The sequence below is a fragment of the Microcoleus sp. CZ3-B2 genome, assembly GCF_036705055.1.
In the GTDB taxonomy this organism is placed as follows: Bacteria; Cyanobacteriota; Cyanobacteriia; order Cyanobacteriales; family Microcoleaceae; genus Microcoleus.
The window spans coordinates 52734-77578 of sequence record NZ_JAUBTN010000003.1 but is presented as its reverse complement, the minus strand read 5'-3'; the positions used below and the strand labels follow the sequence as shown (position 1 = coordinate 77578).

The following is a 24845-nucleotide window of genomic DNA, read 5'->3' as shown; positions in this document are numbered from 1 at the left end:
TTAAAATGCTTGAATCCACTCTTTGACGTTGTACTCAGTCCAAATCCCATTTAGCCAATAAGGATCGGTTTCAACTAAGTCTCGCACTGCTGTTTCGTCTGCGGCTTCGTAAATCGCGAAAACTTTTGTTAAGTCTTTTGTGGGGCCGATGGTAATCAATACACCCGATTCTTTTTGCTTGGCAAGTCCGGCTAGGTGCGCGTCTCGAAATGGTGCGCGTTTTTCGAGAACGTCTTGGCAGTAACTTCCCCACATTACATATTTCGTCACGGTTTTGAGCCTTAGATGAATTTGTTTAAAATTTATTGTACAATAAGAGTAGCAGGATTTAACGAATTTTTTTAGGATAAGATTGATGAACCGCAGAGGGCGCTGAGGGCGCTGAGGAAGAGAGGGAAGAGTTAGGATTGTTAGATAGGAGGAGATAACTATGACTTTGTTAGACATTCGGCTGCTGACGGTTCAAGAATATGACCGGATGACGGAAATTGGTATTTTTGATGAGGATGAACGGGTAGAATTACTAGCAGGACAGATAGTAAAGATGGCAGCAAAAGGAACAGCACACGGTGCGGCGGTTAAACGGACAGAGAAGCTACTGGAAAACCGTTTGGGAGAGCAGGTTTTGGTGCGGCTGCAAGACCCGGTTCGGTTGAATAATTACTCGGAACCTGAACCGGATATTTCTGTAGTGATACCAGATCCACTTTACTATGAAGACCACCATCCAACTCCTTCAGAAATTTATCTGATTATTGAAGTTGCAGATACTACTCTGAGAACGGATTGCGGCATAAAAGCGAAAATTTATGCTGAGTCAGGAATTGCAGATTATTGGGTTTTGGATGTTAATAATCGGCAACTTCACGTATTCCGAGAACCGAGTCAGGATGGTTATGAGAGTATAGTAGTTCTTGGAGATGATGCGAGTATTTCTCCTTTGCAATTTCCTGATTGTTGTTTTTTTGTATCGGAGATGTTGCGTCCACTAAGTTATTAATGTTATGTCTGACTTTTGAGGACTGAAGTCCTCAGTACCAACCTGGGATTTAGGTTCGCACTGAGGACTTTAGTTTTTCTTGAATGCGGAGGCTCGTCCTTACTACGAACAGTTAGCTTCTGAGACTAACGCCGAATTTCTCAACTAAAACATCGCGCACTTTTTGTTGGGCCGGTTCGACATCGGTTTCGCTCAAAGTTCGATCGCCCGATCGATAAATCAACCGAAATGCTAAACTACGTTGTCCCGCCGGTACATTGTCGCCGCGATACTCGTCGAACAATTCCACCGAAGAAAGCAAACTACCAGCCGCCTTCTTCATCGCACTTTGCATCTCCACAACCGGAACCTCCATCGGTGCAAAAAAGGCAATATCCCTGTCAGAAGCGGGGAAACTCGAATAACCCGCGAATTTGCTAGTCGAATTCTGCGATCGCCCTAACTCACCCAACAGTACCGCCAAATCTAATTGAAACACATAAACCTGCTCAGGCAAACTTTTTTCCTGCTGCAATTGCGGGTGTAACTGTCCGAAAACTCCTAACTGTTTCCCGTTTAACGATAGGGCTGCTGTGCGCCCCGGATGCAAGCGCCCATTAGACGAATCGCTTGCATATTCCACCGCCAAACCCAACCCTTGAAACACGCTTTCTAGGACACCTTTAGCCTCAAACCAAGTCAAAGGTCGATCGCGCCCGCCCTGTTGCCATTTCCACGCCGTCGGGTCGCCGCCAATAATCCCCGCAACGGCATCTGACTCTTTCATTACATCCCCGTCTTTCCAGAAAATGCGGCCCACCTCAAAACCGTTAAGCGCGCCGTTTCCTTGCTCCAAATTGTACCCAAAAGCATCAATCAAACCCGACAGCATCTCAGTCCGCAAAGCCGAATACTCAACAAACAGCGGATTAGCCAGCACAACCTGATTTTCTCCCTCAGTTTTCACCAAAGAATAGTGCATCAACTCCGTCAAACCGGCCGCCCGAAAAGCCGATCGCACATTCCGCACTTGCGCGTATTCTGGAGATAGATAACCAGGTTCTGTTTCGCTGGGTAAAGTATCGCAGAAATTGTCGTAACCGTGAAGTCTGGCCACTTCTTCAATTAAATCAATTTCCCTTTCTAAATCGCGGTAACGGTAAGCAGGAACAGTTATCGCAAAAACCCGTGCTTTTTCTGTCGCAACAACTTCGCATCCCAAGGCTGTGAGGATATTTTTCACCTCTTCCGGTTCCAAATATTGAGAACCGCCAGTTTCTCCTCTTTTTAACTGCCCTAAAACCTGATTAATTCGATCCAGACGCAATTCAATCGTCCGCGAAAAACTCAAATCTTCCCCCGAACTAGCCGTTTTCTGCACCGTCGCAGCACCGCCAGCCCACTGCAAAATTAGGGCAACAGCGCGATCGCACGCCGTCGTCAAAGCCGCCTGATTCACCCCCCGTTCGTAGCGGATAGAAGCCTCGCTGCGGAGGCCTTGAGCGCGGGCAGAACGGCGAATCGTTGCTTGGTCAAAAATCGCTGCTTCCAAGACCAAATTTTGAGTTCCTTCGTGAACTTCCGTGTCTTCGCCGCCCATTACCCCAGCTAAGGCTACGGGTTTATCGCTAGCAGTAATTAACAAGTTTTGCGGTTGCAAATTGCGGTTTTGTCCGTCCAATGTTTTGAAGGATTCCCCGGTTTTGGCAAAGCGCACGCCGATGCTGACATCGGAATTACCTGTGAAAGATTGTAGCCGATCGCGATCGAAAGCGTGCAGCGGTTGTCCCCATTCCAATAAAATGTAATTAGTTACATCAACTACATTATTAATCGGCCGCACACCCGCCGCCTGTAACCGCTGCTGCAACCAAGCTGGAGACGGTGCGATTTTCACACCCTCAATTTCCGTACCGATGTAAATTGGGCAGGCTTGCGGTTCCGATATTTCTACTGCTAAACCGGCGCTTTTTTTGTCCTCAATTGCAACACCACCGGCGGCGGGAATTCTCAAACTCGCCCCAGTCAGGGCCGCCACTTCCCGCGCGACGCCCACCATACTCAAAGCGTCTGCACGGTTCGCAGTTGCTGTTAAGTCTAAAATCACATCATCCAAACCTAACAGCGGGCGAATATCGCTGCCCAATTCGGGATTTTCTAGTTCAAAAATGTGAATTCCCGCTGACTCCTTAGATAGTCCCAATTCCGCCAGAGAACAAATCATGCCTTCGGAAGGAACGCCGCGCAATTTAGCAGGTTTAATTTTTAAATCAATTGTTGACAAAAAAGTGCCGACAACGGCGACGGGTACGTAAATATCTGCCCTAGCGTTTGGTGCCCCACAAACAATATTCAAGGCTTCTGGTTTGCCGACATCGACTTGACAAACTCTCAATTTATCCGCGTTGGGATGCTGTTCGCAGGCGACTATTTTGCCCAATACTACGCCGTCGGCCCAAGTACGGCGGTCTTCGATTTCTTCGACTTCAAACCCTGCCATTGTCAGGGTTTCGGCTAATTCTTCTGGGGATATTGTCACATCGACCAATTCCCGCAGCCAGTTTAGAGAAATACGCATAATTTTGTCAGTAGTTAGTAGTCCGTAGTCCGTAGTCCGTAGTCCGTAGTCCGTAGTCCGTAGTCCGTAGTCCGTAGTCCGTAGTCCGTAGGGGCGCTGCCCCCGTGCGGGCCCTCTTAGTCGTCAGCAGTCGGTAGTCAGCAGTCAGTAGTCAGCAGCTAGTAGGGGCGGTGGATGGTGCGTGCGGGCCCTCTTAGTCGTCAGTAGTCAGTAGTCAGCAATCAGCAATCATGAATAAAAATCAAAAATTCTGACGGATGCCTCCTGCATTCTACCTTCTGGTGAATGCCGTTTGATGACTCTGCAGTCCCAGAATCAATTATGGGAACCCTATATCACACTTGTTAAATATTGTCAATCCGATTTGGGTATAGATAAGCACAAAAGAGCGATCGGTCTAAAGCTTGATGGCGGCTGGCGGATGAGTAGCATTCTCATTCAGAACATGAGGTATGCTAGGGATATCTAACAACGCCAAAAGCACCTAAGTTTAGAAAGACTTTACACATAAAAGGGCAACTTTAGCAAGTCTTTAAACTATCTTCCAGGATGATCTACCGAAAAAACTCACAGCAGCGACATAATCAAAATAGGGAAAAGATATCGGCCTAAAAGACTTAGGTGCAATTCCAATTCGCACGCCGCAGCACGGCCCGCCAGCAACTGTATAGATAAGTATTTCTAACAGAGGCGCTGTCAGGGAATTTGTGCAGTCGAGCGACGCTGACAAAATCAGAAAAACATAGGCAAACTCAATCAATATGAGCTACTGCGTAAATCCCGGCTGTCCCAATCCTCAAAATCCTGCTGACTCTATTCTCCAGTGTCAGACGTGCGGCGCGCGGCTATTGCTGCGCGCTCGCTACCGAGTTATTGAACCTTTGGGACAAGGAGGTTTTGGAGCTACATTTCTGGCAAAAGACATTTCTTTACCCGGTCAACCGAGTTGCGTGGTTAAGCAATTGCGACCCAGCAGTTCGTCACCGCGAGTTTTAGAAATGGCGCGGGAATTATTCAAGCGAGAAGCGAAAACCCTCGGCCAACTGGGCGACCACCCGCAAGTACCGAGGCTGCTAGATTATTTTGAAATCGAGCGGCAATTTTACTTAGTTCAAGAGTATGTTAAAGGCTCGACTTTGAAACAAGAAGTCAAGCAATCAGGGCGTTTTAACGAATCAGACGTTAAAAATTTTCTATTAGAAATTCTGTCAGTAGTGCAATACATCCACAGCCAAGGAGTAATTCATAGAGATATTAAGCCGGCAAATATTATTCGCCGCAGTCAAGATAATCACTTAGTTTTGATTGACTTCGGTGCGGTAAAAGACCAAGTTAACCAAACGCTATTATTAGACCCCGCTGACCAAGGCGCTAACACGAAATTTTCAGTCGGCACGTTTAGTTTTGCTCCCCCGGAACAAATGGCGCTGCGGCCGATATTTGCCAGCGATATCTACGCCGTGGGAATGACTTGCTTGTACTTGCTGACAGCAAAATCGCCCAAGGATTTAGATTTCGATGCCGTAACTGGCGAAATTATTTGGCAGCCCCACGTTCAGTTGAGTCCAAGTTTTTCGCGGATTCTTGAGAAAATGCTCAAGCCGCTAGTCGGCCACCGCTTTCAATCTGCAGCAGATGTCATCAAAGCTCTAAATGGGGAACATGAAGATGCTGACCTTTACAAGGGTTTAGCAACTGAATTCAACTCCTCTATCCGCACGGTGGAAGAACCGACGATATTTAATGAAGAAGGTTCTTCGTGGTCGTCGCCGAAAAGCAAAATCAATGAAGATTTGCGAACAAACCACAGTATTCGCGGTAGAACTGCATTCACCCAGTCTGGAAATACGGGGATGCAGCCGAGAGTTTCTCGCAGTCTGGCAGAGTCCGGCAGAACTTTCGGAACTGCGGCATTTTCCAACAGCAATTCAGCAGTGCCGAAGGTAACGAAAGCTGTTGTTAAGTGGGACAGCAGCAGCTTGCGAGCGGCATATTTTAAGGGGAAGCGCGATTTTGCTGACTGCGAACTGTCGGGTTTGCAACTGCAAAAAGCGCAGTTAGCGGGGGGGAATTTTTATCAGGCTAGATTGGTCAAGGCCAATTTGCAAGCAGCGGATTTGTCGGGTGCGAATTTGGGTCATGCGAGGTTAATTAATGCGAATTTGCGATCGGCAAATTTGACTGAAGCTTATTGCAGCACTGCTAATTTTGAATGCGCGGATTTTCGAGGTGCTGATTTGACGGGCGCTTATTTGAGTAAGGCGAATTTGCGGGGTGCAAATTTGTGCGGCGCGAATCTGACTGACGCTACAGTTAGCGATGAACAACTAGCAATGGCAAAGACAAACTGGTTGACTACTAAGCCGGATGGTAAGCGGGGTTTTGGATTTTAAGAAGTCATTAGTCATTAGTCATTAGTCATTAGTCATTGGTCATTAGTCATTAGTCATTGGTCATTAGTCATTAGTCATTAGTTAGGGGTAATGGGTAATTGGTAATTGGTCATTAGTCATTAGTCATTGGTCATTACTAATTTTCCCAATCTCCCCCTCTCCCCCTGTCCCACTCTCCCCCTGTCCCACTCTCCCCCTCTCCCCCTCTCCCACTCTCCCACTCTCCCCCGCTTCCAACCCTCTCCCCTCTCCCCCTGTCAGGTGATTCGCTAGGAGGAAGTTCGATCGCCCGTCATCCGCCTAAATTAAAGAGTAGCAATGGAGGATTCGATCGCACAAACCATGAAACTGCTCAACCACCGCACTCGACTGCTTCTTTCCGCCGGCATCCTCGGCCTGGCCTACTTTGTCACCGGAAAACTCGCAGTGTCGGTACTGGGACTGGTAAAAGCCGAAGCCTCCCCGGTGTGGCCGCCCGCCGGTATTGCTCTGGCGACATTGCTGCTGCAAGGGCGGCGGATGTGGCCGGGAATTGCCCTCGGTTCGGTGCTGTTAAACTCAACCGCCGGAGCTAGTGTACCCTTCGCCGTCATTGTCACGTCAGCCTTTAGCGTCACTATGCAAGCGCTGGCTGGGGAGGCCGTGCTCAGTCGCAGCGGATTTTCTACTAAGCTCGATCGACTGCGAGATGTTCTGGGTTTGGTGGCCGGCGCTGTCATCGGGTCTACTTTGGTGGGTTCTACCCTCGGCAATTTGGGCACTTGCATTTTTGGTTGGGCTCAGTGGAGCAATTTCTCTCGGAATTGGTGGACTACATGGCTCGGAGACGGTATGGGAATCTTGATCGTCACACCGGTGCTGCTGACTTTAAATCACGCCTTTAAAAGTTTTCATGTTTCAAGAAAAGATCGAATTATTTCAAATTTTTTAGCATTTTTAAACTGGGCAAATTACCGCTTGCCAATTACTAATTATTTATCAATATTTCAGAACAATAATCGTTATAAAGTGCAAAATGCACTTTTAAATTATTCAGAAATAGCTCTATGGCTAACTTTATTACTGAGTGTTAGTTCGATAGTTTTTTGCTCGAAAGCACAGGCGGCGAGCGCTCTGTATCCACTGGAATATTTGCCTTTTCCTCTGATAGTTTGGGCCGCTTTGCGATTTCGTCAGCCGGGAGCGATTTTTGCTTATTCGATCGTGTCTTATATCGCGATTTTGGGAGCGGTGCAGGGAGGCGGCCCGTTTTTGGTCAGAAGCGAAAATATGCAACAGGCGGTTTTATTTTTACAAGCTTTTACTGGTACGATCGCCCTTGTGGCCCTGATGTTGGCTGCAGCCGTGGCTGAACGCGAGCAAGCGCTGGAGTTCGTGCGCCGCACGGCCGCTCTGTTGCGCGATCGCGAAGCCAGTTTAGCTAACGCTCAGCGCATCGCTCAGTTAGGAAATTGGGATTTAAATTTCACCGCCATCAAGCCAGCCGATCGTTGCGAACAATCGGCAGAAAACAATATATCATCCAATATCGAACTGCGGTGGTCGGACGAGCTTTATCGCCTCTTGGGCTTGGTTCCGGGAACTGTCAAACCGACACCATCCGTTTTTTTGCAAGCCGTACATCCAGAAGACCGAGAATTGGTGGCGCGATCGCAATGTCAAGCGATGTTTGAGGGCAAACCCTATTCCATTAACTATCGAATTGTGCTCCCTGACGGCGGAGTGCGCGCTGTCTGCGAACAGTCAGCAATTCACTCAAACATCATAGCCGCCACAGTCCAAGACGTTACCGAACGTCACCGCGCCGAAGCTGCTTTGCGGACATCCTCCGAGCGCGATCGGCTGCTCTCAGAAATGGCCCTGCGAATTCGCCACTCCCTCGACCTCGAAGAAATTCTTAATACTACTGTTGCCGAAGTCCGGCAATTTTTCAAGGCCGATCGCGCTTTCATCGGTATTATGGACGCTGTGGCCGCAAATCTTCCCAGCCCGGTGTACGGTAAAATTGTCGCTGAGTCTGTCGGTGTCCAATACCGTTCTATTGTGGGGTTGGTGCTCACTGACGAGAATCACCTCGAAACGCAGAAAACTTTTTATGCTAACAACCGCGTCCGAATTGTCTCCGATGCTGCTACGGTGCAAGGGGCCGATCGAGTTGTCCAATTATACAGCGACTATCAAATTCGGGCGACGTTAAATGTGCCGATCGTCCTCGGCGATGAACTTTTCGGGATCTTGGCCGTCAACCAGTGTTCTGGGCCCCGCCAGTGGCAGGAATTTGAAATTGATTTGTTAGAAAAACTCGCTACCCAAGTGGCGATCGCCCTCCAGCAAGCCCAACTTTTGCAGCAAGTAAAAGAACTCAATGCCAACTTAGAATCTCAAGTCGAAGAACGCACCAGCCAACTGCAGCAAAAAATGCACGAACTGCAAGAAAGCAACCGTCTCAAAGATTTATTTTTGCACGCAGTTTCTCACAATCTCCGCACTCCAGTGATGGGAATGTTGATATTGCTGAAAAATTTGCTCAACAAATCGTCCTGTGAGTCTGTACAGGATGTTCCGGTTTCGCGATCGATTTTGCAGCGCATCGTTCAGGCCAGCGAACACCAATTGACTATGGTTAATGCCCTCCTCGACGCTCACGCTAGCGAAGTAAAAGGTATTTTTATCCATCCCGAACCGCTGGAATTGCAGCCTTTAACTTCAGCAATTATTGGCGATTTAGCACCGATGCTAGCCAAAAATCAAGCAATTTTTACTCACGAAATTCCGCTAAATTTGCCGCTAGTCTGTGCCGATCGCAAACACTTACAGCGGGTGCTGGAAAATCTGCTAACTAATGCGATCAAACACAATCATCCGGGAGTCAATATCACTTTTAAAGCTGAGGTAATTGAAGTTGACAAAACGCTAAATCTTGAAGAAAATTCACAATTTTTAACATCTTCCAATAATCCGATCGCCCGCTGTATCGCTAACCGGATACCTGCTGCGGGCGATCGTCCGGGGATGCGCGACACCGCCCAGAAAAGTCCAGAAACCCTAACCGAACTTCACCCCGAAAGCAGTTGTCAAATCCCCCCGTATCAGGCTCAAATTGGCAATATCGGCGACAAATTGCCCGAAGCTACCGTAAAAATGGTTCGCTGTACTGTAACAGATAATGGAGTAGGAATCAGCGCCAAACAGCGGGAATCTCTGTTTGAACTTTACGTTCGAGACCCCAATAGCCGACAATTAACAGGACTGGGTTTGGGACTTTACCTCTCCAAGCAAATTATCAAAGCTCACGGCGGCGAAATCGGTGTCGAAAGCAGTCCCGGAGGCGGTTCGACTTTCTGGTTTTCGCTACCTGCTGTCAATTCGGGCGATCGATCTTTCCCAATTCTTTAATCTTTAATCTAAAATCTAAAATGGTATTATGAAACTTCATTAAGATTGTAAGCATCAATAAACAATGGTAGTATCATATAGTCAGGGAAGTCAAATAAAAGAATAATTGCGCTCGTTGAAAAAGGGAGACTTTGGATGCAACTAGCAGAGAGGCACATCATTAAATCTACGGAACACCGTTTCGCCCCGATTGATGAATTAGCTTTTAAATCCAAGAATCTCTACAACTCCGCTAACTACGTCATTCGTCAGAGTTTTGTCTATGGATGGGGTTATGTCAATTATAACGAGATGAACCGTTTGATGAAATCTCATCAAGCATACAAGGCAATGCCCGCCAAGGTCAGTCAACAAATCTTGATGATATTGGACAAGAATTGGAAATCGTTTTTTGAAGCAGTCAAAGCTTACAAAATTGATTCTTCTAAATTCACGGGTCGCCCGAAACTACCGAAGTATAAAGATAAAGTCAAGGGTCGGAATATTCTTGTCTATACAATTCAGGCAATTAGTAGCAAGCAATTGAAGAAAGGAATCATCAAACTTTCGGGTACGGAAATCCTGATAAAGACCAAAGTAAATCCCGATCGGATTTGTCAAGTTAGACTGGTTCCCAAATGCGATTCTTATATAGTCGAGGTAATTTATAATGCTTGTACTGAGCGTAGTCGAAGTGAACCGGAGTCCACCGTCAGCGACGATAAATTTATAGCTAGTATTGATTTAGGACTGAATAATTTGGTGGCGCTAACTTCAAATCAGCCGGGTTTTATCCCTCTCCTGATTAACGGGCGACCATTAAAATCGATTAATCAGTTCTATAACAAACGTAAAGCACAGTTACAATCTCAGTTAAAAGGAAGCCGCAAGAGTTCACCTCGCATTCAGCGTTTAACTCGCTGTCGCCACCAAAAAGTCGATAATTACTTGCATCATACCAGTCGGCTAATAGTCGATATTTTGGTCGCCGGACAAATTGGAACGCTAGTGATTGGCAAGAATGCACAATGGAAAAGCGAGATCAACTTAGGAAAGCAAAACAATCAAAACTTTGTCGGCATTCCTCATAATCTGGTAATTGAAATGTTAGAATACAAAGCTAAATTGGTGGGAATTAAGGTGATTGTGCAAGAAGAATCTTATACCTCGAAGTCGAGCTTCATGAATCTCGATCCGATTCCTGTGTACGGGCATATTGGCGCTGATGGTGTCGTCTTTAGTGGTAAGCGAATCAAGAGAGGATTGTACAAGACATCGGTCGGTAAATTAATTAATTCCGATATTAATGCTTCTTACAACATCCTGAGAAAAGCAATCCCAAATGCGTTTAGCAATGGGATAGAGAGCTGCGTAGTTCAGCCAAGGCGGGTCAATCCGCTCAAAGTACGAGCGAAAGGGGAGGGACTCAATGCCTCCTATGTCATGTCATAAATGACTATACTTTTACTAGCTATGAACTATTTGGGCAATGCAAAATCAGTTCAGGTGTTAACAGCTTACGAGGTGTGGCGCAATCGCTTCCTCCAAGATAGGCTGCGCCCTGCTGTCGGAATTGCCATCTTTTTTGCCTTGACAATAACTGTCTATTTTATGGGCGAAGCATTCTTCGTCCGCCAGGAATTTAAAAGTGTTTATTTGTACACGAGTGCTGCTGTAGAAATGGGTTTGCTGACCTGTTTTGTGCTGCAAAAAACCTCCTTTGGACAGCGCTATCCCGGTTTGCTGTTTTTGGGGTTTTCGTGGTCGCTGACGGTCATTATACAGCTTGGGTTAGCTGTCGCAGGAGCCGGAGAATTACCGATTTTTACCTGGACTTTAGCGTTTCTGATCCAAGCTACGCTGATGCCAGTCCGCTGGCGACTCCACCTGATTTCTCAACTCGGCGTTTTGTGCTGCCACATCGGGATAAATTTGGTTTTAAATTTAAGTTTTGCTAAGTATAGTGCTTTTAGGCTGACCGGGTTTTACTTGTATTTGTTTTGGTTTTGTTTGATTTGCGATTTGTCGGTTTATTGGTACGAATGTCTGCAACGAAAAGAGTTTAGTACCAGACGCAAGTTGGAATCTGCTTACCAACAATTGGAGGTGGCGGAGGTGAAGTATCGCAGTATTTTTGAGAATGCCGGCGAGGGAATTTTTCAAAGCACTCCCGACGGACGCTATATTACTGCAAATCCAGCTTTGGCGCGGATTTATGGCTGCAATTCTCCCGAAGAGGTGACGGCAAAATTTACTGATATCGATCGGCAGTTGTACGTCGATCCCGATCGCAGAAATGAGTTTTTGCGATCGATCGAGGAAAGCGGCACAGTATCGGATTTTGAATCTAAAATTTACCGCTGTGACGGCAGTATTGTCTGGATTTCCGAGAAAGTGCGGGCGGTACGAGATAGCACCGGCTCGGTGCTTTATCATGAGGGTTTAATTGAGGATATCACGCAGCGGAAACAAGCCCAAGAATCGCAGCGGTTGTTTATTCACGCTCTTTCTCACGACTTGCGAAACCCGGTAGCGGGAATGTTAATGGTGCTAAAAAATTGGCAAACAAAAACTGGAGATTCGATCGCAATTCCCCGTTCTGTTTTGGATCGGATGATTCAAGGTAGCGAACAGCAGTTGCGCTTGATCAATTCGCTGTTGGAAATTCACGCCGGAGAATTGGGCGGTTTGTTTCTGCATTGCGAGCGGGTAGATTTGAGGGCGGTAGTGGAAGCAGCGGCGGCTGATTTGGAGCCTTTAATGAATGAGGCTCAAGCTACTTTTAAAAATTTAGTGCCGGATGATTTCCCCGCCGTGAATGCTGATGCTACTCAGTTGTGGCGGGTGTTTTCTAATTTAATTTCTAATGCTTTGAAACACAATATGCCCGGATTAAATTTAACGGTTTCCGCTCAAATAATAACGGCAAAACAAATCAAAATTAATCAAAGCAAAACGAAAGAAAATATAGAAAAATTACCAATTACTAATTACCAATTAGCAATTACAAATTCCCAAAATAGCATGATTTACTGTACGGTTGAAGATGACGGAGTGGGAATATTGCCGGAACAGTGCGAACATCTGTTTGACCTTTATGTGAGGGGTTATCAATCCCGACATTCGGTCGGTTTGGGTTTGGGTTTATATCTTTGCAGGCAAATTATTGGCGCTCACGGCGGGGAAATTGGGGTAATTAGCAGTCCCGGTGCTGGGGCAATTTTTTGGTTTACTCTGCCGCTGGCCGAGAATGGTAGTTGATTTTTTGGTATTTTTAACTAAATGCGATCGGCTGTACTGGATTTAAATTGTATTAAATCCGAGGGGCTTCTAACACGGTGACATCTACCAATGGTGTTGCCTTAAAATCTTCTTTCAACAAGCGAGTTTGGATGGCTTTGGTCAAGTCAGCGCGAATTTGTTGAGCTGATCGCGCGACTTGCGGCTGACGCTGAACGTAGACTTGAGACAGCAAAATATCATCCCCCGGATTGTCGGCTCTGGTGAAGCGAACGTTGGATTCTACCAGCTTGGCTAAATCACTTTGCTTTACAACCTGCTGCAGTTGAGAATTTGCCCGTTGAGCGAGACTAGAACGCTCGAGGTTAGGCGAATTGGAAAATTGCCAGATGATTAATGCCGTGAGTACGATCGCACTAACTCCCACCGCCGCCGGGAACACACCGCGTTTCCCCCGCACGTAGCGAGTTCCTTCAGTCGATAGCCCAAACAGACGAAACATCAAAGACGCCGCTAAATTAATGCCGCCGAGTTGCAACAGCAGTAAAAACACGCCGTTTACGGCCAGATCCCGACGACCAATTGCCGCCCCATGCCAATCAAACCAGCAGGGGGAGCTAGGGAAGCCGATACCAGCATTCCGGTAGCCGCTCCTGACACCAAGCTGCTGCGATCGGACTTAATCAGGGATAGCGCTCCGGCGGCTCCGGCTGCAAGGAGAATCAGCACCGATACCGAAGAAATTTGGCTGCCGTCAATCATCAAGCTGGTGGGGTTTTGCTGTTGCAGAATCAAACTCAACAATCCCGTAGTAACGATCGTGACACTCAGGGCCGCAAAGTAGCGTAAAATGCTGCACCCCAAGAGTTTGAGATCGCCCCTTGCCGTAGCCAAGGCGGTATTCATGGCAGGCCCTGCAAACGGCGCCAGCAACATAGCGGCAACTAGCAGGTAGCTGGTATTAGTGTACAAACCAATCCAAACAATGATTCCCGCGAAAAAGGCATAGCTAAGAAATCCTTTCCAAGAACCTGTACTCTGCAAACCAGCCAGAAAAATCTCGATCGGGCTGCGTTCCTCAACATTGGTAACTTGCTCCGCAGCGTCACTGGCTGGGGGATGCAGCGACATCACACCTGTGGGAAGCAGAGTAACACTTAAGTCCGGCAAATCTTGCAGTTTTCCGAGAAGTTCCTCAACCTCGCCATTAGAAACGTGGATCAGCACCAGATCCAGCCCTCGATCGACTCCCGTCGCTTCAATTTGTGCTAAGTTCGTGCCTTTACAGGCTTTCGCTATCTCTAAAACTGTTTTTCCAGAAGCCCGAGGAACTTGTACAAATAGTTGGCGCATCGTCTTCACTCATCTGCTAATTCGATCGAGACCTTCTCTCTAGAGAAAGCAGCTTCAACAAATCCAGGCAAACCCGGAAAACCTAGAATGTTTCAGTTTAGACAAGCATTCTTCTAAGCGTGCTTGCGCTTCCTCACTGTCGAGGTTAACCTGGAAATATCTGTGAGAGATATCATAATAACATAGCCTTTCTCAGGTTTCTGGAGGTACGAATTTAGATACTTCGGCTTCGCGATCGTAAAAGTTTGAGATTTGAGACTTCGCCGTCAGCGCCCGCATCGAAGGATTTTAGATTGGGGGGATTTAGAAATTGAAGAATTGTTAATTAATTAGATTTTTCCCCTCATTCTTGTCGAGCCTGCTATTCATAGGCTTTGAGAGGATTCGTCTGTTGGCCAATACTTCACTCACTTGAGAATTGCTATATGTCTATTGTTCTATTGATTTTATTTGAAAATAGTGTTATGATAAGCCCAATATTTTTATAGTAAAAATATCCCTTCACATTGTCTCGATCGACAGCATTTAATCCCTAAGATTGATCAAACATAAAATAAGTGTAATTTATGGTTGAAAAACACTCAGAAAATACAGCCAAAGACGCTCCAACTAAGTACGATGTAGCTAAATATAACGAGCGGTCATTCTCAACCTTAATTCGAGCGATCCATCTTTCCCAAGGTTACTTTTCTTTCGTTTTAGTCAACTGCAACTCCCTGGAATTGCGGCAGCAAATAGTCGATCGCCTGCAAGCAACTTGTACCCATAAACCGCAACAACTGCTGTTGTCAAAATCGGCGACAACTCTCTACACGACAATCGCAGCAGAAGTAGACAACAAAACGCCCCCAGCATTAATGATTCTCGGCTTGGAATCAGTGGAGTCGATCGATCGACTCCTCGTTTCTACCAACCTAGTCTGCAGCGAATTCAGCAACAAGTTTTCCTTTCCCCTCATCTTTTGGGTAACAGATGAACTTCTGAGAAAAATTATTCGCACCGCCCCAGATTTATACAATCGGATGACAACAATTAGATTTGTTAGTTAGTTGTTATTTGTTATTTGTTATTTGTTATTTGTTATTTGTTATTTGTTATTTGTTAACAGCCAACAGCCAACAGCCAACAGCCAACAGCCAACAGCCAACAGTCAACAGCCAACAGCCAACAGTTAACAGCCAACAGCCAACCGCCAACAGCCAACAGTCAACAGTTAACAGCCAACAGTCAACAGTCAACAGCCAACAGTCAACCCTTAAACTCAGCTTCCCAAAGCCTGACTAACTCCCGCGCCGCCGCACTTCCCTCAGCCGGAAAACCGGGCAAAAAGTCTTTATCCGCAGCCACGTCATAGGGCCCTTCCTTGAACTCCAAAATCACAGTATCCGCAGCCAAAGCTACTAAGGTGTGAATAGTACCCTCGGGAAGTTCCACAGCGCGAGTGGGCCCGGCTGCACCCACTTGCAACGATCGCAAGATTTGACCGTTTTCGTTCAAAATAAGAATACCTACCGCTCCTTGAATCACTACAAAAAACTCAAAACCGTTAACTGCAGGCGGGCGGAGGTGTCGGTGAGGGCGCACGTAGGTACCCGGTTGCAGCACGTTGACAAACCGCTGCACCTTTTCTGACAAATCGTGGAAATTGTAGTTTTGTCGCTGGCGCGGGCTGCTGCGGGAGGAAGCTGTAACTTCGTCTAGCAATTCCTGCGTCAAGCACTTAATCGGAGGGGATTGCACAACAGATATCCTGTATTTAATACTTTGTAAACAAATGGGCTAGTCTGAGATCGTACTTACCAGCATCTCTTGACATATGAAAATCGCAAATCAGGTGCGTATCACTAAGGCAATGCGTTTGTCAAGTATTTTTAGAGCAAGTATTAGCCCGATCGCCCTTTCGACTATTCTAGTCTGCGCCTGCAGCGTTTCTGCCTCACAACCGAGGGCTGCAGCACAGTTGGTGCAGCAACAATTGCCAGAGCAGCAAATTAAAGCAGAAATTCGCGATCGAGTTCAAGAAGAAGTTGACACTGCTTTCGGGCGCACGGCGACACTGCTAAACGGGCTGGTAATTGCTTTAACTTTGCTTCCGACAGCAGCCGGAGTCGGGGTTTGGTTTCTGTTTAATAAATTGTCCCAGCAGACAACAAATGCTCGCCAAGAAATCGAAAGTCTCCATTACGATACCATCTCTCAATTAAAACTATTAATTTCCGATGCTGAAGGCATTTTAGGGGAAATTAAACACCAAAGTCACCAGGCGGATGCAGAAACAGACTTGTTATTGCCCGACGCCCAAATTCAAGAATTTACTCCGGTTAACTACGGCAATTACCAACAGTTATTGACGGCGGGAGACTATGCCAAACAGGGAGATGCTTGTTTCTTTGAAAACCGCTACGAAGATGCGATCGCAGCTTACAATCTCGCCCTGCAAATTCAGCCGGATTTAGCAGATACCTGGAACAACCGGGGAGTAGTGCTCACTAGAATGCAGCGGTATCCAGAGGCGATCGCCTCCTACGAACAAGCTACGACAATTCGCCCGCAGTATCCCGACGCTTGGAACAACCGAGGCGTAGTATTGTTGGAATTGCAGAAGTACCCGGAGGCGATCGGCTGTTACGAACAAGCCATCCAAGCCAAACCCGACTACGCCGATGCTTGGAACAACCGAGGCGTTGCTTTTTCCAAAATGCAGGAATACGAACAAGCAGTAATTTCCTACAATAAAGCTCTACAAATCAAGAACGATTATACTGACGCTTGGAACAATCGAGGCGTTGCACTCTCAAAACTGCAAAAATACGAAGCAGCGATCGACTCCTACGACAATGCTGCTAAAATTAGACCTGATTTCTACAGAATTTGGTACAATAAAGCCCGATGTTACGCCCTACAAGGTAAAATTGAATTAGCAATTGAAAATTTAAAGCGCGCCCTCAATCTCAATCCTAATTTGTGTAAACAGTTAGCACAAACAGAAGTTGATTTAGAAAAAATTCGCGACCACGATGCGTTCAAGCAGTTGATTAATTAATACCGTCTGGAACACCATTGAGAAACCGGATTTCTCTCGAAAAATCTTTGGTAGGATGCCAAACTAATCTAAGAAACCCGGTTTCTGGTTCTAGCGTCTGCTCTATAAATACTTCTGCAACAACAAACCCATTTTATCCTTAGTTCTGGCAGGCACTCGATCCAGCGGAGTCAGAATTGCATATTTCAAAGCAGAATGCGACTCGGAAACGGGAGGATTTTCTGTTAGCATCCTTACAGTTTTTTGAATAACTTTCTGGGCATTTTCTGCATTGCGGTGCAAATTGGCAATCACCATTTCTACGGTTACGCTGTCGTGATCTTCGTGCCAGCAGTCGTAATCGGTGACTAATGCTAAAGTTGCATAGGCAATTTCTGCTTCTCTGGCTAATTTTGCTTCGGGCAAATTTGTCATCCCGATGACTGTCGCCCCCCAACTGCGGTAAAGATTTGATTCTGCTTTTGTGGAAAATGCCGGGCCTTCCATGCAGACGTAAGTACCGCCTCGGTGCAGGGTAACATCGGGGATGTTTAAGGATTCGATCGCACTTGCCAACACTTTAGCCAATTCGCCGCAAATCGGGTCGCCAAATGTAATGTGACCGACTATTCCTTCTCCAAAAAAAGTAGAATCTCGATTTTTTGTGCGATCGATAAACTGATCCGGCACTACCATATCTAAAGGTTTTGCCTCTGCTTTCAGAGAACCAACCGCCGACGCTGAGATTAAATACTCAACTCCCAAACTCTTCATTGCATAAATATTTGCCCGATACGGCACTTCTGAAGGCAAAAAAGTGTGGTTGCGGCCGTGTCTTGCCAGAAATGCCACGGGCGTACCGTCCAAGGTTCCCACAATTGCGGCATCCGACGGCGTTCCAAAAGGTGTATCAATTTTTACCTCTTCCACATCTTTGAGGGCTGCCATTTTATACAAACCGCTGCCACCGATAATTCCAATCTTTGCTTGTGCCATTTTTTACCTTATGCCTGAGTTTCACAACAGTGATTATATCGGGCCACCGTTAAATTAGCTTGACACACTCCCGGGCCTGAAGGCGTGGGAATTCTAGAATACTGGCAAAGGATGCGGAGCAAGCCCCGTCTGACACCCTCTCTCCTACTAGACAATGCCCTGCCTAGTTGGATTTCTCCAAACAACCAGAACTGGTTTTCTTTCTTTAGGTCTGACAGACATTTTGAACCCCGGCTTTTACCCCGGGCGATTCTTTTTATACCAGTTGAACTCCTTCGACTACATTCTCGCGGTGCGTTTGAAATTTTACCTACCCTACTTCTGGGCAGAACCCCTTACCTCAAGTCTGTTCAAAAACTTGTATTGAATCTTACTACAAACTTTCAGGGATATTACGTAGTTCAATATTGCTTAATTTCCTTAGAGATAGAAAAGCCGTCGAGCTTATGACGGGGCTCTTACCTCAATTTTTCGGTAAATATTCTTAAACATTTCATCACAATAGTCACCAGACACACACTATAGAACCCCTTTGACATCTATTCCCGACTTATTACCACAACTAGGTTTGGGCGAATCAGTATAATCCTAGATTTAGGCTAGAATAGTTGCCCTGTAAGGAAGGATTTTACAAAAGATATCAAATGGATTCTATAATACTTTGGATACTACTCTAAGGTCAGCAACTAGCTATGAATATTTTTATACTCTCTTCACGGGGTTTATCATCTAGCGTCTTCTGGGACACAGTTTTTGAATTAGAAAATATTCTGGTACGAACCTGCAACGCAAAACTTTTGATACCATCGGGTCAGGACTTACTAAAGTGGTCATCGGAACTGCCTCCACTAGCTAATCGAATTGTCCGTAAAGCTATCAAGTCTACTACAGGTTTCTATAAGTTAGCCTCTTTACCTGAATTGTCGAACAAATCCAATGTTTTACTGACTATTGGCATCTCAGGCTCAGATTTAGAACTACTATCAAGCATACCTAAGTGGCGGCAACGTTTTGATCTTGTTATCGGTTATGTGTTCGACTCCTGGAATCCTAACATTTACTCTAAAAATGTCTATCATTTAGATCATTTATTCGTTGCGCTACCCGAAGTTATAGATGAACTCCAGCAATATTTTAACATCCCAGTATCGCTGCTGCCTTTTGGCGCTGATGTTCTTGGTCAAGGTTCGTGTCAAGTCAAACGTTCCATTGATTTAACTAGCTTTGGGCGGATACCCGAACAGTATCACAAGGCTTTTTTTAATAAATTCAATCAACCTGGTTCCGAAAAAATCTACTATAGATCGACACCCCGGAACCAAGTAAAATTTCCGAAATTGCCTTACGAAAAACGTCAAGATGAAGAAGATACTCTCCTACTATTTCATATTTTGAGAAATAGTAAAATTACCTTAGCATTTGACACGATATATCCTGGTATGCGTAAGTTTCCTTACTCATTTATTACGCTGCGGTGGTTTTACGGTGCTGCGACTGGTGGCGCGATTGTTGGGAAACGTCCAACTACACCTCTGTATGATGAGTTGCTGAACTGGGAAGATGCAACTATTGAGTTACCAGACAATCCACAAAAAAGTGTGGAGTTAGTTGAAGAACTTTTACAAGACACGCAGCGCCTTCAGTCGATATACAAACGCAACTATGTTGAGAGTTTAGCTCGTCACGATTGGAGATATCGGATTCAGAGTATGCTGGAGAAAGTTCAAATTCCCTTACCTCCTCTGCTGGGTGAAGAATTATTGCAACTGAAAATGCTTCATAACAAGTTGGTCGCAAACTAGCTAGTTGTCAAAAAATAAAAGCTATAGATTTGAATAGTATTGAATTTCAACAGGATGACGCTTAACTTTACGGTGAATTTATCGCCGATATTTAGTAATAGTTTATTAGCGATGAATTCCCGAACGGAGTAGAAATGATTTATTTTTTTATATAATGAGAAATAAGTGGATAATTTGAAAACTAAGCCAGTGTTTATACGGGTCTTTACACAGATTCGTATTAATAAACAAAAAATTACAGATATCCATGTCAGGGAACAAATATGAAAATGGGAGGCAGACAAAACCCAATCTTTTTAATGTGTTTACAATTGTGTGAACTTTCTCAGCGTTCATAGAACCTGGCATAAAATTGTGAAACTCGATAGTTATTTGCTTAATATTGCGGAGCGTGGCATCGCTGATCGAGTTGAAAAGGGCTTGTTTGGTACCTTAAAATCTACTTTCAAGACATCAATTAATTCAACTTTATGGTTATTTAAAAAAGTGTCGAGTGTGATTACCTCGACTGATATAATATCATGTCCAGTCTAGTAAATTATAATCGTAATATTTGGTTTTTGTTGTCGAAATCAACCGGACATGATATAATTTGATGAAGATCGCTAACTGCTTAGTCGCTAACAATAGGGCATTTCTAATATTGTGAGAAATATAAATTTAGAGGCTAATTTTGATCTGAAAAAACACAGTTAACTTTTAAAAATTAGTTGTTTGTATGATTTAAAAATGTACAGCAGGAAAGGCTTTTATGAGTAAATATGACAATTAAATTCACGATTTATCTATTCGCTGAATCGATAGAAGTTCGCCCATGAAGTGATACTTAAAGACTAAAAGTTTATTAATTTGGCATGAATAATATGAGCTTTAAGATTTGTCAATCCTGAATGTTTTTGTCAGAAGTCGATAAATTTTGTTAGAAAATTATAAAATATTATAACCTAGCTAATAAATTATATTTTGTAAATATAATGTATATTCTGTGCTGGAGTTTACTAGAAAAACTGATTAAGTGTAACAACACCTTGGTAGGATATAGGTAGCTAAAGTCCAACATCTTAAATCTAAAACCTCAAATCGACATGAGCCAGAATTTAGACCGCATTGCCCCTCACGGCGGCATCCTGGTCAACCGCATTGCCACACTAGACCAAAGACAAGAATTTTTTGACAAAGCAGAAGTATTGCCGCGAGTTCAGCTTTCGGATCGATCGATCTCTGACCTGCAAATGATCGCCATCGGAGCCCTGAGCCCCCTCAAAGGGTTCATGAACGAAGCTGATTATCGATCGGTCGTCAAAGAAATGCGCCTGTCCAACGGCATCCCTTGGTCGGTTCCCATCACCCTCTCAGTCAGCGAAGCAGTCGCCGACAACCTCAAAGAAGGCGCGTTAGTGCGCCTCGACTCCCCGGCTGGCGAATTTGTCGGCATCTTGGAACTCGCAGAAAAATACCGCTACAGCAAAGAAGAAGAAGCCGTCAACGTCTACCGTACCGACGACCTCAAACACCCGGGCGTGCAAGTAGTAGACCGAGCCGGGCCGGTTAACCTCGCAGGCGACGTTTGGCTGTTAGAACGCGAACTAGACACCCGGTTTCCTCAATATCAGATTGACCCGGCGAAATCGAGACAGATGTTCAAAGAAAAAGGATGGAAAACTATAGTCGGTTTCCAAACCCGAAATCCCATCCACCGGGCCCACGAATATATCCAAAAATGCGCCTTAGAAACAGTAGATGGCTTGTTTCTGCACCCGCTAGTAGGGACGACTAAAGATGACGACATCCCGGCTGACGTGCGGATGCGCTGTTACGAAATTTTGCTAGAAAAATACTATCCAAAAGACCGCGTAATTTTGGCAATTAATCCGGCGGCGATGCGCTACGCCGGGCCCAGAGAAGCCATTTTTCATGCTTTAATCCGCAAAAACTACGGGTGTACTCACTTTATTGTAGGGCGCGATCACGCTGGAGTTGGCGATTATTACGGCACTTACGATGCCCAACACATTTTTGACGAATTTGAGCCGGGAGAATTGGGAATTGTGCCGATGAAATTCGAGCACGCTTTCTATTGCAAGCTGACGGAACAAATGGCTACAACTAAAACAAGCCCCAGCAGTCCCGAACAACGGGTGCATTTGTCTGGAACCAAGGTGCGGGAAATGCTGCGGGCTGGAAAATTGCCGCCGCCACAGTTTTCTCGACCGGAAGTTGCAGCCGAATTAGCTAAGGCTATGAATATTTTTAGTTACGAGATTTAAGTCTTGAACTTTGGTATTGGTGGCATTCTGAAAAGTTAAAATTTTTGAGTTTTGAGTGGGAAAATTGAAAATTTCACCTTGAAACTCAAAAATTTTAACTTAAAAGTTAAAAAATATCTGAATAATTAACAGTCACCATCTACAAAAATTAGGCGAAAAGTGGTTTGATAGGCTAGTTATAGTAGTAAGGTGCGGTGTTCACCGCCGGCGAGGCGTGCCGCACCGGACACTCATTAGCCAAACGGTGGTTGTACCTGCTAATTCTAGGGTTCTCGGCGTGCGGTGCAAACCTGCAATATAAAGGTTCTGCATCAGCCCGGATATAATTAAATCCCCAAAAAATATTGAGGGGTATTTAAGTTAAAATTCACAACAGAAAATTCACAGCTATTTAAAAATGGGACTGAAGCGGCGGGAATTTTTACAGCAAGCTGGCCGGATGCTGGCAGCGATCGGGATCGGCGAAACTTTGTGGTTGCGGTTGGGCGATCGCTACCTCCAAGCCTTAGCCCAGCCGACTGCGCGTAAATTGGCTTTGTTGGTGGGGATCAATAAATATCCAGACTCGCCTCTGTATGGCTGCGTGACGGATGTGGAATTACAGCGGGAATTGCTGATCGATCGGTTTGGATTTGCGCCGTCGGACATTCTGACTTTGACTGACGATCGAGCTACGAGGGAAAATATCGAGACGGCTTTTGTCACTCATTTAACCGAACAAGCAAAACCAGGCGATGCGGTGATTTTTCACTTTAGCGGCTGCGGTAGTCGAGTCGGTTCGATCGACACTCCAGGCAAATTGCACAATAGTTTGGTGCCGGCGGATGACGTTGTACCGCTGTTAGCAAACCGAGTGGTGAACGATATTTCAGAGGAAACGCTGCTGCTGTTGATGCGATCGCTCCCGACAGAAAATGCGATCGCCATCCTCGACACCAGCTACACCTATCAAAAATTGCCCAAAAACGGCAACTTTCGCATTCGCTCCCGTCCGCGCTCCACCATCGGCCAGCAAAGCATCGGAGAATTAACGTTTGCCCAAGGCCTCAGATCGAGATCGAATCTCCGTCCGGCGGCCGCGGTACTTGCTGCTGCTGCGAATTCCCAACTCGCCGCCGAACAACAGTGGAACGGATTTACCGCCGGTTTGTTTACCTACGCCCTCACCCAAACTCTGTGGTTAGCAACTCCCGCTAGTAGTTTCAGCGTCAGTTTCAGTCGCGCCGCGGGTACTGTCGAGGAAATGGCGGGGTTATTGCAACAACCGCAAATTCGCCATGACAATTTAACGGCACCGCCTGCAGTTAATTTTTCAAATTTAATGTTGAATTCTGTGGCGGCTGATGGCGCTGTAACGGCGGTGGAAGATGGCGGCAAAACTGTGCAGTTGTGGCTCGGCGGTTTGTCGGCGGGGGTTTTGGAATGGGCGGGGAACTCGGTGTTTGCTGTGGGTTCGCCTGCTGCATCGATCCAGGGCGATTCCCTAGGCGATGGGTACACTTCACTACTTTTGGTGCAGGCTCGCACGGGCTTGACTGCTAAGGCTCAAATTTTAGACGGGGGCGATCGCCCAAACAGACAATTAACCGCCGGCGAACTCGTGAGGGAAGAAATTCGGGTATTTCCGCGAAAAATCGGTTTGACAGTAGCTTTGGACTCTGGTTTGGAACGGATCGAGCGGGTAGACGCTACGAGTGGCTTTGCGACTGTGCCGCAAGTTTCGGTGGTAGGGAGCGATCAACCCGCTGACTATCGGTTTGGCACAGTCCCGGAAACGATTTTAGCTGAAACTTCGTCGGATCGGCCTGTTTTGTATCAACGGCGCTACGGCTTGTTTTCTCTGGCTCAAAGGCCGGTTCCCGACACCGAGGGCGACGGGGGAGAAGCGGTGAAGGTGGCCGTGCAGCGGTTGGCTCCGCAGTTGAAAGCGTTGCTGGCGACGAAGTTGCTGCGGCTGACTGTCAATGAGGGGTCTTCGCGACTGAAGGTGCGGGCGGTGCTGTCAACTATGGCCCCACAAGCCAAGGTGATGGTGCAGCGGGAGCCGGTGCGAGCCGATCGCACTTATCGCTTGGAGCCCATGAGCGCAGACAGCGAGAAATTGGCAAATATCGATATGCTCAGCGTCAACAAGGGCGATCGAATTCAGTACAGACTGTTTAACGAAAGCGATCGCCCGGTGTATGCTGCGGTGTTTTCGTCGGATAATGCCGGACACCTGTTGGTAATGAATTCTCAGATCGAAAATGATCCCGGAGCGATGTCGGTGGCGATCGCCCCCGGAGAGAATTTGACTGTACCGGGCGCTGGGACTTTCGGCTGGGTGGTATCGGGCCCGAGCGGACTAGGGGAAACTCTAATTATATTTAGTGAAAAACCCTTCACTCGAACTCAGGCGGCGATCGAGGAAGGAATGCAGCAAGTGAGGAATGCTTCACCAATCCGAGAATTGTTGAATCCTTTAATTGTCGCGCAGGCCGTCTTGGAAGATTTGCACAATGCTAGTATTCCGGGTGTGGAGAAGTTGGGGATTTCCACTGATGATTTGGCTTTGGATGTGAATGTTTGGGCAAGTTTGAGTTTTGTTTATCGGGTAATTTAATTGTAAAATTGCGAAGGTTTTTTACGGGAACATCTGTGCAGGAGCTTGATAGAACCCCTTTGATATCTATTCTGCGTAAATCTCAGAAACCGGTTCGATCTCTATATTTCTCGTCACCCAAAAACTCGTAGAAACCCGGTTTCTCGCCCTTGCGTAAATCTCAGAAACCAGTTGATCTCTATATTTCTCGTCACCCAACCCAAAAACTCAAAGATGTCAAATGGGTTCTATAATAAGT

Annotated in this window: 17 protein-coding genes; 11 read left to right on the top strand and 6 right to left on the bottom strand. The window is 46.1% G+C overall.

The window, feature by feature from the left end; translation table 11 throughout:
- Complete coding sequence (locus tag QUA97_RS02135; RefSeq protein ID WP_194067733.1) at positions 1–270, bottom strand: YciI family protein; 270 nt, start codon at positions 268–270, stop codon at positions 1–3.
- 160 nt (positions 271–430) lie between these two features.
- On the opposite strand from QUA97_RS02135, the gene QUA97_RS02130 reads away from it, so the two are divergent.
- Entirely contained in the window at positions 431–1000 is a 570-nt protein-coding gene (locus tag QUA97_RS02130) for a Uma2 family endonuclease (RefSeq protein ID WP_194067734.1), read from the top strand.
- A 112-nt stretch (positions 1001–1112) separates the two neighbouring features.
- Here QUA97_RS02130 and pheT read toward each other — a convergent pair whose 3' ends face one another.
- Positions 1113–3557 carry a phenylalanine--tRNA ligase subunit beta gene (pheT, locus tag QUA97_RS02125; protein WP_333192640.1) on the bottom strand — a complete coding sequence of 815 codons (2445 nt, stop codon included), beginning with the start codon at positions 3555–3557 and terminating at the stop codon, positions 1113–1115.
- 761 nt (positions 3558–4318) lie between these two features.
- Between pheT and QUA97_RS02120 the strand changes: the two genes are divergently transcribed.
- The 4 genes from QUA97_RS02120 to QUA97_RS02105 all read left to right on the top strand — a co-directional run bounded on the left by QUA97_RS02120 (position 4319) and on the right by QUA97_RS02105 (position 12586).
- On the top strand, positions 4319–5950 hold the full coding sequence (locus QUA97_RS02120) for a serine/threonine-protein kinase (protein ID WP_194067736.1): 1632 nt from the start codon (positions 4319–4321) through the stop codon (positions 5948–5950).
- A 318-nt stretch (positions 5951–6268) separates the two neighbouring features.
- Entirely contained in the window at positions 6269–9346 is a 3078-nt protein-coding gene (locus QUA97_RS02115) for a sensor histidine kinase (RefSeq protein ID WP_333192637.1), read from the top strand.
- Between the two features lie 135 nt (positions 9347–9481).
- On the top strand, positions 9482–10777 hold the full coding sequence (locus tag QUA97_RS02110; protein ID WP_333192634.1) for an RNA-guided endonuclease InsQ/TnpB family protein: 1296 nt from the start codon (positions 9482–9484) through the stop codon (positions 10775–10777).
- A 21-nt stretch (positions 10778–10798) separates the two neighbouring features.
- Positions 10799–12586 carry a PAS domain-containing sensor histidine kinase gene (locus QUA97_RS02105; RefSeq protein ID WP_194070638.1) on the top strand — a complete coding sequence of 596 codons (1788 nt, stop codon included), beginning with the start codon at positions 10799–10801 and terminating at the stop codon, positions 12584–12586.
- Positions 12587–12638: 52 nt separating this feature from the next.
- On the opposite strand, the gene QUA97_RS02100 is transcribed toward QUA97_RS02105, so the two are convergent.
- Positions 12639–13118 carry a hypothetical protein gene (locus tag QUA97_RS02100; RefSeq protein ID WP_333192632.1) on the bottom strand — a complete coding sequence of 160 codons (480 nt, stop codon included), beginning with the start codon at positions 13116–13118 and terminating at the stop codon, positions 12639–12641.
- Between the two features lie 5 nt (positions 13119–13123).
- Positions 13124–13918, bottom strand: coding sequence for a DUF389 domain-containing protein (locus QUA97_RS02095; protein ID WP_333192629.1), 795 nt, complete (start codon positions 13916–13918; stop codon positions 13124–13126).
- Positions 13919–14484: 566 nt separating this feature from the next.
- Between QUA97_RS02095 and QUA97_RS02090 the strand changes: the two genes are divergently transcribed.
- A complete protein-coding gene (locus QUA97_RS02090; protein ID WP_194070639.1) occupies positions 14485–14967 on the top strand; it encodes a hypothetical protein in 483 nt (160 codons plus the stop codon).
- A 28-nt stretch (positions 14968–14995) separates the two neighbouring features.
- Complete coding sequence (locus tag QUA97_RS02085; protein ID WP_333192625.1) at positions 14996–15202, top strand: hypothetical protein; 207 nt, start codon at positions 14996–14998, stop codon at positions 15200–15202.
- On the opposite strand, the gene QUA97_RS02080 is transcribed toward QUA97_RS02085, so the two are convergent.
- A complete protein-coding gene (locus tag QUA97_RS02080) occupies positions 15167–15658 on the bottom strand; it encodes a WbuC family cupin fold metalloprotein (protein WP_194070641.1) in 492 nt (163 codons plus the stop codon). The two genes, QUA97_RS02085 and QUA97_RS02080, sit on opposite strands and share 36 nt — an antisense overlap.
- A gap of 76 nt (positions 15659–15734) precedes the next feature.
- On the opposite strand from QUA97_RS02080, the gene QUA97_RS02075 reads away from it, so the two are divergent.
- Positions 15735–16961, top strand: a complete 1227-nt coding sequence (locus QUA97_RS02075; protein WP_333192622.1) for a tetratricopeptide repeat protein — start codon at positions 15735–15737, stop codon at positions 16959–16961.
- A 102-nt stretch (positions 16962–17063) separates the two neighbouring features.
- On the opposite strand, the gene QUA97_RS02070 is transcribed toward QUA97_RS02075, so the two are convergent.
- Positions 17064–17936 carry an S-methyl-5'-thioadenosine phosphorylase gene (locus QUA97_RS02070; RefSeq protein ID WP_194070643.1) on the bottom strand — a complete coding sequence of 291 codons (873 nt, stop codon included), beginning with the start codon at positions 17934–17936 and terminating at the stop codon, positions 17064–17066.
- Positions 17937–18628: 692 nt separating this feature from the next.
- On the opposite strand from QUA97_RS02070, the gene QUA97_RS02065 reads away from it, so the two are divergent.
- The 3 genes from QUA97_RS02065 (at position 18629) to QUA97_RS02055 (ending at position 24607) form a co-directional block, all read left to right on the top strand.
- A complete protein-coding gene (locus QUA97_RS02065; RefSeq protein ID WP_333192619.1) occupies positions 18629–19738 on the top strand; it encodes a glycosyltransferase in 1110 nt (369 codons plus the stop codon).
- Between the two features lie 1085 nt (positions 19739–20823).
- The gene (gene sat / locus QUA97_RS02060) at positions 20824–22005 is read left to right on the top strand and encodes a sulfate adenylyltransferase (RefSeq protein WP_194070645.1); all 1182 of its coding nucleotides are present in this window, start codon (positions 20824–20826) and stop codon (positions 22003–22005) included.
- Between the two features lie 397 nt (positions 22006–22402).
- Positions 22403–24607, top strand: coding sequence for a caspase family protein (locus tag QUA97_RS02055; RefSeq protein ID WP_194070646.1), 2205 nt, complete (start codon positions 22403–22405; stop codon positions 24605–24607).
- Positions 24608–24845: the final 238 nt, after the last annotated feature.

Excerpts from the sequence above, each read along its gene's own strand:
- pheT (WP_333192640.1), bottom strand. The coding sequence starts at position 3,557 with ATGCGTATTTCTCTAAACTGGCTGCGGGAATTGGTCGATGTGACAATA.
- QUA97_RS02090 (WP_194070639.1), top strand. The coding sequence starts at position 14,485 with ATGGTTGAAAAACACTCAGAAAATACAGCCAAAGACGCTCCAACTAAG.
- QUA97_RS02070 (WP_194070643.1), bottom strand. The coding sequence starts at position 17,936 with ATGGCACAAGCAAAGATTGGAATTATCGGTGGCAGCGGTTTGTATAAA.
- QUA97_RS02075 (WP_333192622.1), top strand. The coding sequence starts at position 15,735 with ATGAAAATCGCAAATCAGGTGCGTATCACTAAGGCAATGCGTTTGTCA.
- QUA97_RS02130 (WP_194067734.1), top strand. The coding sequence starts at position 431 with ATGACTTTGTTAGACATTCGGCTGCTGACGGTTCAAGAATATGACCGG.
- QUA97_RS02120 (WP_194067736.1), top strand. The coding sequence starts at position 4,319 with ATGAGCTACTGCGTAAATCCCGGCTGTCCCAATCCTCAAAATCCTGCT.
- QUA97_RS02065 (WP_333192619.1), top strand. The coding sequence starts at position 18,629 with ATGAATATTTTTATACTCTCTTCACGGGGTTTATCATCTAGCGTCTTC.
- QUA97_RS02055 (WP_194070646.1), top strand. The coding sequence starts at position 22,403 with ATGGGACTGAAGCGGCGGGAATTTTTACAGCAAGCTGGCCGGATGCTG.
- sat (WP_194070645.1), top strand. The coding sequence starts at position 20,824 with ATGAGCCAGAATTTAGACCGCATTGCCCCTCACGGCGGCATCCTGGTC.
- QUA97_RS02110 (WP_333192634.1), top strand. The coding sequence starts at position 9,482 with ATGCAACTAGCAGAGAGGCACATCATTAAATCTACGGAACACCGTTTC.
- QUA97_RS02115 (WP_333192637.1), top strand. The coding sequence starts at position 6,269 with ATGGAGGATTCGATCGCACAAACCATGAAACTGCTCAACCACCGCACT.
- QUA97_RS02095 (WP_333192629.1), bottom strand. The coding sequence starts at position 13,918 with ATGCGCCAACTATTTGTACAAGTTCCTCGGGCTTCTGGAAAAACAGTT.
- QUA97_RS02105 (WP_194070638.1), top strand. The coding sequence starts at position 10,799 with ATGAACTATTTGGGCAATGCAAAATCAGTTCAGGTGTTAACAGCTTAC.